Source organism: Enterococcus sp. LJL90, assembly GCF_056924355.1.
The window spans coordinates 181,232-196,258 of sequence record NZ_JBXPBQ010000005.1 but is presented as its reverse complement, the minus strand read 5'-3'; the positions used below and the strand labels follow the sequence as shown (position 1 = coordinate 196,258).

The 15,027-nt window shown below is 41.7% G+C and carries 12 protein-coding genes; 5 read left to right on the top strand and 7 right to left on the bottom strand.

Going from position 1 to position 15,027, the window contains the following annotated elements; all coding sequences use genetic code 11:
• Positions 1-32: 32 nt before the first annotated feature.
• Both AC1Z3S_RS12780 and AC1Z3S_RS12775 read right to left on the bottom strand, forming a co-directional pair.
• Complete coding sequence (locus tag AC1Z3S_RS12780; RefSeq protein ID WP_461740762.1) at positions 33-938, bottom strand: magnesium transporter CorA family protein; 906 nt, start codon at positions 936-938, stop codon at positions 33-35.
• 114 nt (positions 939-1,052) lie between these two features.
• Entirely contained in the window at positions 1,053-1,709 is a 657-nt protein-coding gene (locus AC1Z3S_RS12775; RefSeq protein ID WP_461740683.1) for a deoxynucleoside kinase, read from the bottom strand.
• 259 nt (positions 1,710-1,968) lie between these two features.
• Here AC1Z3S_RS12775 and mvk point away from each other — a divergent pair, with 259 nt between their 5' ends.
• From mvk to AC1Z3S_RS12750, 5 genes are all read left to right on the top strand, one after another.
• Positions 1,969-2,901, top strand: coding sequence for a mevalonate kinase (gene mvk / locus AC1Z3S_RS12770; RefSeq protein WP_461740682.1), 933 nt, complete (start codon positions 1,969-1,971; stop codon positions 2,899-2,901).
• Positions 2,898-3,872 carry a diphosphomevalonate decarboxylase gene (gene mvaD / locus AC1Z3S_RS12765; RefSeq protein WP_461740681.1) on the top strand — a complete coding sequence of 325 codons (975 nt, stop codon included), beginning with the start codon at positions 2,898-2,900 and terminating at the stop codon, positions 3,870-3,872. Before mvk ends, mvaD begins: the two co-directional genes overlap by 4 nt.
• Positions 3,873-3,970: 98 nt before the next feature.
• Positions 3,971-5,053 carry a phosphomevalonate kinase gene (locus AC1Z3S_RS12760; protein ID WP_461738041.1) on the top strand — a complete coding sequence of 361 codons (1,083 nt, stop codon included), beginning with the start codon at positions 3,971-3,973 and terminating at the stop codon, positions 5,051-5,053.
• A gap of 3 nt (positions 5,054-5,056) precedes the next feature.
• Positions 5,057-6,103, top strand: coding sequence for a type 2 isopentenyl-diphosphate Delta-isomerase (gene fni, locus AC1Z3S_RS12755; protein ID WP_461740680.1), 1,047 nt, complete (start codon positions 5,057-5,059; stop codon positions 6,101-6,103).
• Positions 6,104-6,256: 153 nt separating this feature from the next.
• Positions 6,257-6,637 carry an OsmC family protein gene (locus AC1Z3S_RS12750; RefSeq protein ID WP_461740679.1) on the top strand — a complete coding sequence of 127 codons (381 nt, stop codon included), beginning with the start codon at positions 6,257-6,259 and terminating at the stop codon, positions 6,635-6,637.
• 87 nt (positions 6,638-6,724) lie between these two features.
• On the opposite strand, the gene adhE is transcribed toward AC1Z3S_RS12750, so the two are convergent.
• The 5 genes from adhE to AC1Z3S_RS12725 all read right to left on the bottom strand — a co-directional run bounded on the left by adhE (position 6,725) and on the right by AC1Z3S_RS12725 (position 14,617).
• On the bottom strand, positions 6,725-9,313 hold the full coding sequence (gene adhE, locus AC1Z3S_RS12745) for a bifunctional acetaldehyde-CoA/alcohol dehydrogenase (RefSeq protein WP_461740678.1): 2,589 nt from the start codon (positions 9,311-9,313) through the stop codon (positions 6,725-6,727).
• 227 nt (positions 9,314-9,540) lie between these two features.
• On the bottom strand, positions 9,541-9,822 hold the full coding sequence (locus AC1Z3S_RS12740; RefSeq protein WP_461740677.1) for a post-transcriptional regulator: 282 nt from the start codon (positions 9,820-9,822) through the stop codon (positions 9,541-9,543).
• Positions 9,823-9,919: 97 nt separating this feature from the next.
• Positions 9,920-10,264 carry a preprotein translocase subunit YajC gene (gene yajC / locus AC1Z3S_RS12735; RefSeq protein WP_265459747.1) on the bottom strand — a complete coding sequence of 115 codons (345 nt, stop codon included), beginning with the start codon at positions 10,262-10,264 and terminating at the stop codon, positions 9,920-9,922.
• 81 nt (positions 10,265-10,345) lie between these two features.
• Positions 10,346-11,491 carry a tRNA guanosine(34) transglycosylase Tgt gene (tgt, locus tag AC1Z3S_RS12730; RefSeq protein WP_265459746.1) on the bottom strand — a complete coding sequence of 382 codons (1,146 nt, stop codon included), beginning with the start codon at positions 11,489-11,491 and terminating at the stop codon, positions 10,346-10,348.
• A gap of 465 nt (positions 11,492-11,956) precedes the next feature.
• The gene (locus AC1Z3S_RS12725; protein WP_461738046.1) at positions 11,957-14,617 is read right to left on the bottom strand and encodes a calcium-translocating P-type ATPase, PMCA-type; all 2,661 of its coding nucleotides are present in this window, start codon (positions 14,615-14,617) and stop codon (positions 11,957-11,959) included.
• Positions 14,618-15,027 lie beyond the last annotated feature (410 nt).

Here is a 15,027-nt window from a genome sequence, read left to right as displayed (position 1 = left end):
TGTTCGCTCTGATTAAACTTTATTTTAAGCCTCTATTTTATCCGCCGCCACAAAATAATCAGTAACCATAGGGATAGTCCTAAACTGATAACCACCACAATTCCCCAGCCAAAGGCTGAATTGGTAAACGGCAGGTCCATATTCATACCGAAAAAGCCAGTAACAATTGTCGGGATAGTCAGCAACAAAGACCAGACCGTTAATAATTTCATGGTGTCGTTCAAATTATTATTCAGTAAATTATTGTAAGTGCTGGAAAGCTGACGCAGGATGTCAGCCGCCATTTGCGCCATGCTGTCGGCCTGTTTGGCTTCGACTAGCGCATCATCCAGTTCTTCTTTTTCATTGGCCTTCATTTTGCGATAGACCTCCAACGTTTTGATGGATTCCAAGAGCATCGCATTTTGTTTTGTAGCTGTCACTAAATAGACCAGCCCCACAGAAAGATCTGACAAGGCAATCAAATTTTTATTGGTGGTATGGTTCCGCAGCCGATCATTTAATAAAATCCGCTGGGCCGTGATTTCCTCCAGTAGCGGAAAATAGCTTTCACTAATCGACAAGAGACTGTGAAACAGCAAGCTGTAGATGCTTTGATCGGGATGTTGATGCAAAATGCCTTCAATCATCGGTACGATAAACTCGTTTTCCTTCATTGTGAAGGTAAAAATATTTTCTTCTTTTAAAATAAAAGTGATTGGCTTTGTCATATAGTGATTGTCCGGTTGTTTTTTAAAGGGGACATTGAAGACCACCAGTAAAGTACCTTCATCGCCATCGTATTCTACTCGCCCTTGCTCGTGGCGGTCCAGCGCATATGCCAAAATTTCATCGGTGAGCTGGTATTTTTCCTTTAAATCGGTAATCGTATCTGAATTGTGACTGCTGATTTGAATCCAATTGCTTTTGCCTTGATTGAATTGACGGCGTTTTTCCACTTTTTTCACCTCGTATCCCCATTATATGATAGAAGTCGGGCTTTTCCAAAAAATTATGAGCAGGCTCTTAAAAAAGGAGCCGGCATCAAAACTGCCAGCTCCTTTTCAAAATAATTAAATCACAACATTCCCGCGAATCTCCGCCAGCTTTTCCTCCACCAAGCGCATCACAAATTCCTGCGCTTGAGGGTCCTCCACAAAATTATGGCGGTCGCCATCAATTTGAATTTTGGGACTTTCATTGTAGTTGTCGTACCATGAATCGTAGCGGCGATTTAATTCTTCATAATAATCATACAAGCTGGGATCAAATTCCAGCTGTTCGTATTCTCGGCCCCGCTTTTGAATTCGTTCCAGCATCGTCTTAAAGGAGACTTTGATGTGAACCAATAAATCCGGATGTTTCTTTTCTGCAGCAAAGGGCAGTTCTTCCATCATGTTGGCCAATAATTCGTCGTAGACCTTGACCTCAGTTTCCGTAGCCCGACCTAAATCGGCATTTAAATGAAACAGTAGCGAATCTTCATAGATTGAACGATCCAAAACATTATCATCATCCTTCATCGCCTGTTTGATACTATCAAAACGACGATTCAAAAAATAAATTTGTAGTAAAAAAGCATATTGTTCAGGGTTGGCATAAAATAATGGCAACACCTCATTATCATCAATGGATTCATAAAAGGCTTGACTGTTTAACCGTTTGGCCAACATCGCTGTCAAACTAGATTTTCCTGCCCCAATCGTTCCTGCTAATACTATCACGCTCATTAACCTCCAGCTCTCTTCTTAAAAAGTTTCCACACAACCAATTTACTATACGCTCTTCGAAAAAAATCGTCAATCGCAAATACTTTCAAGAAAGGCTTATTTTTTATTAAAAATTTTTGGGATTCCCTTAATGTTTGTAACTTTTACTTGTCAGAATCCAAAGACCTAGCATAAAATAGGAAAGCATGGTTTCTTACAAAATTGAAACATTACCAAAAACTTCCCTAAAATGGAAGCTAAATAAGGAGTCTTTCTTGCAATGGAAGCAGTAGGTCTTGGCAAAGCAACAGGAAAAATTATTTTAATGGGAGAACATTCTGTCGTTTACGGCGAACCGGCGATTGCGATGCCGTTTCTCGCGACCCACATTCAGACACAAATCACGGATGGACCAGAAAACTCTCTCGACTCTATTTATTTTTCCGGCAAGTTGGCCGATGTGCCCGCCCCTTTGAAAAATATTCAAGCATTAATCACGGCTTTGCAGGAAAAATTCCAGCAGCAAACGGGCATTCATTTAGAAATTACCAGTACCATTCCGGCTGAACGAGGCATGGGCTCCAGCGCAGCAACTGCCGTGGCGATTACTCGGGGCTATTTTGACTATCAAAAAACTGATTTGTCTGATCAAGAATTATTGGACTTTGTCAATTTATCAGAAAAAATTGCCCACGGAAATCCCAGCGGTATTGATGCGGCCGCAACCAGCGGACCAAATCCCCTTTACTTTATTAAAGGCCAGGAATTAAGTTCCTTTCCAATGAATGTCGATGCCTATTTAGTCGTCGCAGACACGGGCATTAAAGGAAAAACCCGAGGAGCCGTGGCCGATGTTGCCAAACAATATCAAGAAAATCCAGCGGTACCAGAGCTTATTCACATTTTGGGGCAATTGGCCAAAGATGCAAAACAAGCAATTATTTCAAATCAACCAACCTTATTAGGCAGCTTGATGACAAAAGCTCATCGCAATTTAAAAGCCTTAGGTGTCAGTAACGATGCCCTTGATTTATTGACGGACACGGCGATTGCCAACAACGCCCTCGGTGCAAAATTAACTGGTGGCGGCCGAGGTGGCTGTCTGATTGCCTTAGCAGAGGATTTAGCAACTGCCAACCAAATCGCCGCAGCCCAAGAAAAAGCCGGCGCCAAACAAACATGGATTCAAGGATTAGGAGTGTATCAAAAATGAGACAGGGAAAAGCCCGCGCCCATACCAATATTGCTTTAATAAAATATTGGGGCAAAGCTGATCAAGAATTGATTATTCCAATGAACAGCTCACTTTCGTTAACCCTTGATGCCTTTTACAGTGAAACGCAGGTCACTTTTTCAAAAGAGTTTACTGCCGATAGTTTCTATTTAAACGGCGCTGTCCAAAGCGCCGCTGAAAACAAAAAAATTATTCAATTTCTAAATCGCGCCCGCAAGCTCGGCAAGACGACTGACTTTGCCAAAGTCGAGAGCCAAAATTTTGTTCCGACAGCAGCCGGCCTCGCCTCTTCAGCCAGCGGATTAGCGGCTTTAGCCGGGGCCTGTAATGAAGCTCTAGATTTACAGATGACGCCGACTGAATTGTCCCGCTTTGCCCGAAAAGGTAGTGGTTCGGCCTGTCGCAGCATCTTCGGTGGCTTTGCAGAATGGCAAAAGGGCGATTCCGATGAAACGTCTTTTGCTGTGCCGATTGAAGCTGCTGGTTGGGAAAAAGAATTGGCAATGATTTTTATTTTAATCAATGACCAGCAAAAAGATGTCTCCAGTCGTGATGGCATGCAACGGACGGTAGAGACTTCGGTTTTTTACGACGGCTGGTTGAAGGCCGTCAATGAAGATATTGAAACTGCCAAAAAGGCAATCGCCCAAAAAGATTTCAAATTGTTAGGAGAAACCACAGAAGCTAATGGATTAAAGATGCACGCAACAACTTTGGGTGCGCAGCCGCCATTTACTTATTGGTCTCCAAACAGTCTGGTGGCGATGAATCGCGTGCGGGAGTTGCGGGCAACGGGCTTTGACTGCTACTTTACAATGGACGCTGGACCCAATGTTAAAATTTTAACCAAAAAAAACCAAGTTCCCGCTCTGATAGAGGAATTGAAACAAACTTTTTCTCCGGAACAAATTATCAGTGCTGCAGCTGGTCCCGGTTTAGAAATTTTATAAAAGATTAAACTATTAAGTATAGAATAGCCATGATGAGTTGATTGTCAGATGTTAGACTGCGACAACTGCCAAAATTTTTTTACAAAGGAAATGAGAAGATGATTGAAGTATCTGCCCCAGGAAAATTATATATTGCCGGTGAGTATGCGGTTGTCGAAGCAGGTCATCCAGCGATTATTGTTGCTGTCGACCAATTTGTCACAGTCTCAATGAATGAAGCCAAACGCAACGGCAGCATTCAATCTGGCCAGTACAGTGATTTGCCAGTGCGTTGGACCCGCAAAAAAGGCGAGCTTGTCTTAGATATCCGGGACAATCCCTTTCATTATATTTTGGCGGCGATTCGCCTAACTGAAAAATACGCTCTAGAGCACGAGACTACTTTGCGCTTTTTTGATTTAAAAGTCACCAGTGAACTGGACAGCTCCAACGGCCGCAAATACGGCTTAGGTTCTAGCGGTGCAGTGACTGTGGCGACGGTCAAAGCTTTAAATGAGTTCTATCAGCTAAACTTAGATCGGCTGACCATTTTTAAACTGGCAGCCCTGGCCCACCATGAAGTAGCCAGCAACGGTTCCTGCGGCGATATTGCCGCTAGCTGCTACGGCGGTTGGTTAGCCTTCTCAACCTTTGACCACGATTGGCTGGCAGAAGCTTATAGCCAGCATTCTGTTGCGGAATTAGTTGCGATGGACTGGCCGCAATTATCAATTCAGCCTCTGCAGGCGCCAAAAGATTTGCGCCTGTTAATCGGTTGGACCGGCAGCCCGGCCTCAACCTCCGATTTAGTGGATCAGGTTCATCATTCTAGAGAACAACAGCAGCAGCGCTATACGCAATTTTTAGCCGACAGCAAAGCCTGCGTGGAAAAAATGATTGAGGGCTTCCGCCAAAATAATATTAAACAAATCCAACAGATGATTCGTAAAAATCGTCATCTCTTGCAGGAATTAACTTCGATTACTGGCGTGGTGATTGAAACGCCCGCTTTAAAACAGCTCTGTGATTTAGCCGAAGAAAATGAAGGAGCTGCCAAATCTTCAGGCGCTGGTGGCGGTGATTGCGGCATTGTGATTACCAGCCAAAAATCTGGGATTTTACCTTTGATGAGCACTTGGGAAAATGCCGACATCACTCCTTTGCCACTACACGTCTATTTTTCAGAAAAACGAAAGGATTAACCGATGAATCGTAAAGACGAACACGTATCATTAGCAAAAGCTTTTCATAAAGAACATGCCAACGATTTTGATGCGGTCCGCTTCCTTCATCATTCCTTACAAGGAGCCGACGTGGACCAAGTCAATTTGGCAACCACGGTCGGTCCCTTTGCTTTGACTTGCCCTTTTTACATTAATGCCATGACCGGCGGCAGTGAAAAAACTGGTAAAATCAATCACGACCTAGGCTTGATTGCCAAAGAAACTGGCCTGATGATTGCTACCGGCTCCGTCAGCGCTGCTATTAAAGATGAAACGTTATGGCCGACATTTACTTCCTTGAGAGAAAGCAATCCTGAGGGAATCGTTTTGGCTAATGTCGGGGCCGATGCCGATTTAGAAAAAGCCAAAAAAGCCGTCGCTGGCTTAAAGGCGGACGGCCTGCAAATTCATTTAAATTTCCCACAGGAATTAGTGATGCCTGAAGGCGACCGCCATTTTGAACAATGGTCGGCTAGTTTACAGGAAATTGTGCATAACTTAGACGTGCCTGTTATCGTTAAAGAAGTCGGCTTCGGCATGTCCCGGGAAACGATTGCTCAGTTACTCGAATTAGGCATTAAAATCATTGACGTTGCCGGCCAAGGTGGCACCAGCTTCACACAAATTGAAAATGCCCGTCGTCCTAAAAGAGAGCTGGCTTACTTAAATAATTGGGGCCAATCGACCGTTATCTCTTTATTAGAAGCTAACGAAGTGGTTTTCCCAACAGATGCTACCCTGCTGGCCTCCGGTGGCGTCCGCAACGCCTATGACATTTTCAAGGCACTTGCCTTAGGTGCTCAAGCAGTCGGTGTTTCCGCAACGATTCTAAATTCGTTGCTCAAAGATGGCATCGACAAAACAGTTGAACTCTTAACCAGCTGGCAAGAGGAACTGCGGTTACTCTTCTCCCTTGTAGGTGCTAAAAATCTGCAAGAGCTGCAGCAAAAACAAGTCATTCTCTCCGGCCAACCCAAAGAATGGGCTGAAGCAAGAAATATCGATTTAAAAAAATATAGTATGCGCTAAAGCTGATGGTATTGCATCAGCTTTTTTCTATTCAAAATTTAGTCCTCCTTGGTTATCTGGAAAATCTTCCATTCAGATTAGTTGTTTTCTGCTTAGGACTATTTGTATAATGAATGAAAATAAATTCTTGAACAAAAGTAAAGGAGCTTCTCCATGGAAATTCAATTAATTAACGACAACCTTGAAGTCATTCATCCAGATGGTAATTGGATTTTAAAAAAAGACGTAGGCTATTCACCATTAGAAACCCTCGTGATTGCCATTGGCGGTTGCAGTGCCGCCGTTTACCGCCAAGTTTTGACCAACTCGCACATTGATTATCATATCGAAACCGTTCAGTTGGCTTATACTCGTCAAGAAGATGGTAAAGCCCGACCATTAGCATCCGTCACGGTTACCTTCTATTTAAAAAATGTCTCTCCTGAACAGCGAGCCAAGGCCACTCGAGCAATTCGCTTGATTGAGCGAAATTGTCCAGTCGTACAATCTTTAGACCCTAAGATTCAGGTGAATGAAGTTGTGGTGTTTGTTTAACCCGTGTTCTATCCTTAAAAAAGTTAAAACTAAAAAAATTCCTGAAGGATTGCTCCCTCAGGAATTTTTGTATTTCAGATTTAAACTTTACCCATTATAAGCATCCACAATAATTTGTTTCAGTTCGCTAATTAATGGTTCTTTTGGATTTGCTGTTGTACATTGGTCTTCATAAGCCAATTCAGCCATCCGGTCAACGGTTGTATCCAAAGTGACTTGAGTCACGCCTTGAGCTTTCAAGTTCATTTCGATACCGACAGATTGACCTAATTCGAAGACAGCAGTTGCTAAAGCGTCGACTAATTCTTGAGTGTTTTTACCTTTAAGGCCTAAGAATTTCGCAATATCTGCGTAGTCAGTGTCTGCTCTAAAGAAATCATATTTAGGGAACATTGCATGTTTTTGCGGATCTTTCGCATTGTAACGGATGATGTGTGGCAATAAGATTGCGTTTGTCCGTCCGTGAGGAATGCCGTACTCTCCACCAATTTTGTGGGCTACAGAGTGACAAATTCCTAAGAAGGCATTTGCAAAAGCCATACCAGCCATTGTTGATGCATTATGCATTTTTTCCCGTGATTCCATATCAGGCGTTTTCACAGATTTTTCTAAGTAATCAAAGACTAATTTGATTGCTTGTAAGCTTAAACCGCGAGTGTAATCAGATGCCATAACAGAAACATATGATTCAATTGCGTGTGTTAAAACGTCCATTCCTGTATCAGCCGTTACTGAAGCTGGTACTGACATGACAAATTGAGGGTCCACGATGGCAACATCTGGTGTCAAAGCGTAGTCAGCTAAAGGATATTTAACGTGTGTATCACTATCAGTGATTACCGCAAATGGTGTTACTTCAGAACCAGTACCAGAAGTTGTTGGGATACAAACAAATTGAGTTTTCACTGGTTTGTCAATTTTGTAGGTCCGTTTGCGAATATCTAAGAATTTTTGTTTTGCGCCGAAGAATGAAGTATCTGGGTGTTCATAAAACATCCACATGCCCTTCGCAGCATCCATTGCAGAACCGCCACCTAGTGCAATAATCGTATCAGGTTTGAAATCAACCATCATTTTAGTTCCAGCATAAACTGTATCTGTTGAAGGATTTGGTTCAACATCAGAGAAAACTTCAACTTTAACATCATTCGAGCGACGAGCTAACACTTCACGAACTGTATCGCAGTAACCGAATTGCACCATGCCTGGGTCACAAACAATCATTACTCTTTCAAGATTTTCCATCTTTTCAAGGTACAATAATGAGTTTTGTTCAAAGAAAATTTTTGGTGGTAATTTGAACCATTGCATGTTGTTTCTCCGTTTCGCCACAGTTTTGACATTGATTAAGTTGACAGCGGACACGTTACGGGAAACTGAATTCCGGCCGTAAGAACCACAACCTAATGTTAATGAAGGAATCATTTCGTTGTAAATATTACCGATTCCGCCTTCAGCTGATGGTGTATTAACTAAGATCCGGCAAGCTTTCATCCGAATACCAAATTGAACTTGCAGGTCTTCATTTTCAGTATGGATAACGGCTGTATGGCCTAAGCCGCCTAATTCTAACATTGCTTCACATAAATCAAAAGCGTCTGCGGTATTTTTAGCTTTCATCATCGCTAAAACTGGAGAAAGTTTTTCACGGGATAATGGATATTCCGCTCCAGCACCTTCAAGTTCAGCAATCAGCATTTTCGTTCCGCTTGGCACTTTAATGCCAGCCAAAGCTGCAATTTCTTCTGCTGAATGACCAACGATTGATGGATCAACGGCATATTTGCCTTCGTTCATCACAGCATCTTCTAATTTGCTTAACTCATTTGGTTTTACAAAGTAAACTTGATGCGCTTCAAACTCAGCTTTTACAGATGCATAAATTTCTTTATCGACAATGACAGCTTGTTCAGAAGCACAAATCATACCATTATCAAATGTTTTTGAAACGATTAAATCATTAACTGCCCGTTTCACTTTAGCTGTCTTTTCAATATAAGCAGGGACGTTACCAGCACCCACGCCTAAAGCTGGTTTACCAGTTGAGTAAGCTGATTTCACCATGCCAGGTCCGCCAGTTGCTAACACAATTGCAACGCCAGGATGGTTCATCAACATTGAAGTTGCTTCAATTGATGGTTGTTCAATCCATTGCACACAATTTTCTGGAGCACCAGCGGCAATCGCTGCATCTCTGACGATGCGAGCTGCTTCAGCCGAACATGCTTGAGCGCTTGGATGGAAAGCAAAAATAATTGGGTTTGCAGTTTTTAAAGCAATCATCGCTTTAAAAATAGTGGTTGAAGTTGGGTTAGTTGTTGGTGTAACACCACAGACAACTCCCACGCCGCCAGCAATTTCGATTAAACCTTTTTGTTTATCTTCGCTGATGACACCAACTGTTTTATTATCTTTGATGCTGTTCCAAATATATTCAGAAGCATACATATTTTTAATTGCTTTATCTTCAACAATTCCGCGGCCAGTTTCGGCTACTGCCATTTTTGCTAATGGCATATGTTGATCTAAAGCAGCCATTGCCATTTCATGTACAATGTGGTCAATTTTTGCTTGGTCAAAAGTTTCTAATTCTTTCAAAGCAACATTTGCTTTCAATGCTAACTCATCGATGACTCCTTGAACATCTACTTTTTCTTCTGTAATTACTTTAGCCATGATAGTCCTCCTAAAATTTATCTTCAAAAATTTCTTGTTAACTATTTCACATACATAATATACAACATCATTTTAGGTTTGTAAATAGTTTTTTGTGATTTTTTTCACTAGAAATTTTATTTCAAGAAAGACTGCTATCATGGTAATTGCGAGCTGACAATAAAGATACCGTTTTCAAAAGAGAAAAATATTTTTGTTATATATTTTAAAATTTTTTAACGGAAAACTTAGAATAAATCTGAAAAATCATCCAATTCAGCTAAGGTTTTTGCGGAGGTTTGAATTTTAAGCTGTTGATAATCAAAAAAATCATTGGCAGTGACTTCTTTTAAGTCCTGCAAACGCGCACTTAAATCATTGATTTTGCAACGTTTCCAACGATATTCAAGTAAAAATTCTAATAATTCAGGCTGCAGAATTTCTTGATAGCCAGCTCTTGTGAAAGATTGAATTTTCTTTTTCACTGCCTGTTTTAAAATAATTTTTTGCATCCAAGTTAGCTTCGCCAAAATTATTCCCCCTTCTTTACATGCGATTATAAAAACAAAAAAAGCTTCAGCACAAAAAATTTGCCTGAAGCTTTCATAGATCAGTAATGTTGCTGATTTAGTTTTTGGTTTCAGTATCGTCAGTTGTTTCCGGTGTTTCTTCGATTACTTCAGTCGCTTCTGCAACTGTTGCAACTGGTTCAGTCGCTTCAGCAGATTTAACTGTCCGAATGGCGCTCTTTTCAAATTCTAAAAAGATTCCTTCGCAGTCAATAATAACTGTACTCGGATTAATTTCTGATAACACACCATGCAACCCACCGATTGTAACCACTTTATCACCAGGTTTCATCGCTGATAATTGATTTTGCCGTTCCTGTTGCTGTTTCTTTTGGCTGCGGCTCATAAACCACCACATTGCAACCATCGCAACTAGAAGGATTAAAGGCATAAGTCCTGCCATGTATTCTCACCTCGCTTTTTTTGTTCACAAGAATAACTGTAGCAAAAAAAAACGGTTTACACTAGTCTTTCCGGTGATTTTTTAAAAACTTTTCGCATTTACTTTGTTAAAACCGTACTCTTCAAAAAAGTTAGCCCGAAATTCCAGCAAATTATCATCCATAATTGCTTGGCGAACTTTTTTCATCAAGTCTAATAGGAAATACAAATTATGATAAGAGGTCAAACGAATGCCAAAGGTTTCATCGCATTTAATCAGATGACGGATGTATGCTCGGCTATAATTTTTACAAACATAGCAATCGCAATTATCGTCAATTGGACCAAAATCGCGCGCAAAGGTCGCATTTTTAACAACTAAGCGACCGTGGGATGTCATACAGGTGCCGTTGCGGGCGATTCTCGTCGGCAGTACGCAGTCAAACATATCAACGCCACGAATCACACCATCAATCAATGAATCTGCAGCGCCAACCCCCATCAAGTAGCGAGGTTTATTTTCCGGAATCAACGGTGTGGTAAAATCCAACACCCGATTCATTTCTTCCTTGGGCTCTCCGACAGATAATCCACCGATAGAATAGCCGGGAAAATCCATGCTGACTAAATCTTGGGCACTTTGTTTTCGTAAATCCTCAAAACCAGCCCCTTGGATGATTCCAAATAAGCCTTGTGTTTTAGGATTGGCATGGGCCTTTAAGCCCCGCTCAGCCCAGCGAGACGTCCGTTCCACTGATTTTTTAACGTAATCATAGCTTTCATCAAAGGGCGGGCACTCATCAAAGCTCATCATAATATCTGAGCCTAACTTATTTTGAATATCAATGGCTTTTTCCGGTGACAAAAACATTTTTGAGCCATTCAAATGATTCTTGAAATGAACACCTTCTTCAACGATATTGCGCATATCCGCCAAAGAAAAAACTTGAAAACCGCCAGAATCCGTTAAAATCGGCTGATCCCAGTTCATAAATTTATGTAAACCGCCTGCCTCTGCCACTAAGTCTTCCCCAGGGCGCAACCATAAGTGATAAGTATTACTTAAAATAATCCCGGCGCCCATCTCTTTTAATTCCTCTGGTGACATGGTTTTAACTGTCGCTAAAGTTCCCACCGGCATAAACATCGGTGTGGGAAATGTGCCGTGGGGGGTAATTATTTCCCCTAAGCGCGCACCCGTATGCTTTTCTTTTTTGATTAAACGGTAACGAATTGCTGGTTCCGTCATTGAGTCCCCTACTTTCTGAAACGATTTAAGAATTTGTCTTAGTGATACCCTGGCATTAGTTTTTTACAAATAAAACCTCAAGCTAGCTGGGCCTTGCTTTTGCGATCATCCAGATCTCTCAGCACAGGTTTATACTATTTAATAGTTTCAAACAGCTACTATTTGTAAAAATTTGATTTTATCTAATGGCACAGTCTCACATTGAATAAAAGGCTTTTACTATGAACAATTACTTTGCCCTGCAAAATAATCAGCACTTGAAGAAGCCAGCTTTAATCCAAGTTAGAGCAAATGTCAAACTGCACTAATCATACTTGCTTTTTTAAGCCATTGCAAGAGCCCTTGCCTTTCTTAAAAAAAGGGCAAGATTTAGCGGCTTCCTTCTATATTAATTGGCAAAAAAATACCTGAACTCTTTTTAGGCATTCTCTTTAGGAGAAATTTAAAAGAGTCCAGATATTTCAACTAGTCTTCTTCAACGATGACTGAGCTGGTGCTATCGTCCACTTCTGGTGCATTGTGGAATTTAATCATTTCATTGACGAAAATCGGCACAATCGACAGCAGTCCCACTAGCAGCCAGTGATTCAAACTAATGTGAACTAAGCCAAATAAACCTTGCGTGAATGGCAGTAAAGCAATCGCTGTTGTAATCAAGATAGCCAGAACCGCCATTTCAAATAAAGATTTATTGGTTGAAAGTTTAACTTGGAAAATCGACTTGGTGCTGCGGACATTAAAGACATGTAGGATTGACGAGTAAGCTAGCACAAGGAAAGCGACTGTCTGACCAACATCATGGCTGGCTTCAACCCAAGGACTAATCGTATCCACGAAACTGCCTAGATAGAAACCAAAAAGGGCAACCACGGTGAAAATCGCAGCGTTGACAGCAATTTTTTGCCATAATCCACGAGCAAAAATCCCCTCATTTTTGGGAATCGGCGGCTCATGCATAATTCCTTTTTCAGCAGGTTCACGCCCTAAAGCAAAACCTGGCAGACCATCTGCCACAACATTAACGAAGAGCAGCTGTACGGCCGTAAATGGTGCTCCCCAGCCCAACAGCATTGAAATCAACACAATAAAAATTTCTGAGATATTACAGCTCAATAGGAAATTCACCGCTTTGCGGATATTCCGATACACCGCCCGACCTCGAGCTACTGCATCGACAATGGTCGCAAAATTATCATCGGTCAAAATCATATCCGCGGCACTCTGAGCCACATCAGTTCCAGTAATCCCCATCGCAGCTCCGACATCGCTGGCTTTTAAAGCCGGCGCATCGTTGACGCCATCCCCGGTCATCGCTACAACAGCGCCGGTTTTTTGCCACGCTTTGACGATACGGATTTTATCCTCCGGTGTTACCCGAGCGTAAACAGAGAAATCTTTCACCCGTGATACTAATTCATCATCGGACATTTCCCGCATTTTCGCACCAGTAATGGCTTCGGTTTTTTTCTTTAAAATACCTAATTCTTTGGCAATCGCACTAGCCGTTACAATGTGGTCTCCGGTAATCATAACCGTCTTGATACCAGCCCGCTTTGCCCGCTTGATAGCGCCTTTACTTTCAGGCCGGGGCGGATCAATCATGCCGACTAAACCAGAAAGCTTCAGATCTTTTTCTAAAGCTTCAGAGGTAATCTCTTGCGGCATTTCATCATATACAGCATAACCGACAGCAATCACCCGCAGTGCCCGTTTACCAAAACGGTCATTTACGACAGCTGCCTGCTCGACATCGCCATAATGAAATCTCGGCAACAGAACATCAAAGGCACCCTTTGTTACCGACAAATATTTTTTTCCCATCTTGTGAACGGTGGTCATCATTTTTCTTTCGGAATCAAAAGGCAGTTCTGCCACACGGGGAAATTCTTCTTCTAATTGAATCTTAGTGTGGTAATTTTCCTCCACCGCACGCACGATGGCTGCTTCGGTGGGATTTCCTTTGACAATTAAATCATCATTGTCATATTCAACGATGACATCGGTACACAGCGCCGCCATTTTAAGCACTTCCATCGCTTCTTCAGTCATGGCATCTTCAGTATCTGTTACTTCATCGCCGCGGGTCCAAACCCGCCGCACCCGCATTTTATTTTGTGTCAGTGTACCGGTTTTATCCGAACAAATCACACTAGCGGTTCCCAAAGTTTCAACTGCGGGCAGCTTGCGGATAATCGCATTTTTCTTGGCCATCCGCTGTACGCCATAGGCCAGCGTCAAGGTCACAATCACCGTCAACGTTTCCGGCACGGCAGCAACAGCAAGTGACACTGAGGTCATAAACATTTCCAATAACGGTTCACCCTGCAGTTCACCGATAATAAAAACTAAAGCAGCGGCCGCTAAAGCAACGATAGAAATTCGTTTACCTAATTGATTTAAACGAATTTGTAGCGGTGTTTTACTGGTCGTTTCATCATTTAGCAGTCCGGCAATTTTCCCCATCTCCGTCTGCATACCGGTTGCAGTAACTAAAACTTGTCCCCGACCGTTTGTTACTGTGGTGCCTTTATAAACCATATTAATGCGATCTCCTAAAGGCGTGTCCGCATCGGCAACAAATGTAAAGTCTTTCTCAACGGCTTCACTTTCCCCCGTCAAAGAAGCTTCGTCCAACCGCAGCTGATTGCCTTGAACAATCCGTCCATCAGCAACAATCATCGCACCGTTTTCTAAAACTAAAATATCTCCCGGCACGACTTCTTCGGCATCGATTTTTTCCACCCGGCCATCTCGTTTGACCAGCGTTGTCTGCTTATTCATGTCCTGTAAGGCCGCCAAAGATTTCTCAGCATTCCCTTCTTGAACAATTGTCAAAACCGAATTAATAATAACGATAGCGATAATCAAAATACCTTCAAAATAATCGCCATGATCTGTCGCAATGGCTGTATAAAAAGAAATAACGGCGGCAATAATCAAAATGATTGTTGTAAAGTCGCCTAAGCTATGTAGAAATTTTTTCGCTAAAGAATCCTTCTTCGCTTCTTCAAACTGGTTGCGGCCATATGTGCTCAAACGCTTTTGTGCTTCTTGACTGCTCAGCCCAGTTTCTATCGTGGTATTTTCTGTGAGAATCTCTTCAATATTTTTTTCGTATAATTCCATCCTATTCCTCCAATTTTTTTTAATTTTTATGCCATTCACTGAAAACAACTCCACAGCTGTCGGTAATTTTCTGCTAATCAGCTTTGTTTTATCAAAAAATACTTCCCAAAAATATATTTTGATAAAGTTGCTTCCTATATTAATGTAGCACGTTTCAAAGGGGTTGTTCAACAAAAATGATTGAATTTAATCAAACCGCAAAAGAATTTTGTTGAAAAAAAGTACAATTTTGCTTATAATTTTCTATTTGCAAACGCTTTCTTTTTGTGCTATACTTTAAGCATAAGGAAGGAGGAACTATTAGTAAGAATGGAAGAATTTCTCGATCAAGCAGAAACAGTAAACAACAAATTGTTAGTTGAACAAGATTCACCAAGCATTATACGTGTAGGGTATTTATCGCAACCTTA

Bases quoted from the DNA above. Each gene is read 5' to 3' on its own strand.
- AC1Z3S_RS12775 (WP_461740683.1), bottom strand. From the start codon at position 1,709: ATGAGCGTGATAGTATTAGCAGGAACGATTGGGGCAGGAAAATCTAGT.
- mvk (WP_461740682.1), top strand. From the start codon at position 1,969: ATGGAAGCAGTAGGTCTTGGCAAAGCAACAGGAAAAATTATTTTAATG.
- mvaD (WP_461740681.1), top strand. From the start codon at position 2,898: ATGAGACAGGGAAAAGCCCGCGCCCATACCAATATTGCTTTAATAAAA.
- AC1Z3S_RS12760 (WP_461738041.1), top strand. From the start codon at position 3,971: ATGATTGAAGTATCTGCCCCAGGAAAATTATATATTGCCGGTGAGTAT.
- fni (WP_461740680.1), top strand. From the start codon at position 5,057: ATGAATCGTAAAGACGAACACGTATCATTAGCAAAAGCTTTTCATAAA.
- AC1Z3S_RS12750 (WP_461740679.1), top strand. From the start codon at position 6,257: ATGGAAATTCAATTAATTAACGACAACCTTGAAGTCATTCATCCAGAT.
- adhE (WP_461740678.1), bottom strand. From the start codon at position 9,313: ATGGCTAAAGTAATTACAGAAGAAAAAGTAGATGTTCAAGGAGTCATC.
- yajC (WP_265459747.1), bottom strand. From the start codon at position 10,264: ATGGCAGGACTTATGCCTTTAATCCTTCTAGTTGCGATGGTTGCAATG.
- tgt (WP_265459746.1), bottom strand. From the start codon at position 11,491: ATGACGGAACCAGCAATTCGTTACCGTTTAATCAAAAAAGAAAAGCAT.
- AC1Z3S_RS12725 (WP_461738046.1), bottom strand. From the start codon at position 14,617: ATGGAATTATACGAAAAAAATATTGAAGAGATTCTCACAGAAAATACC.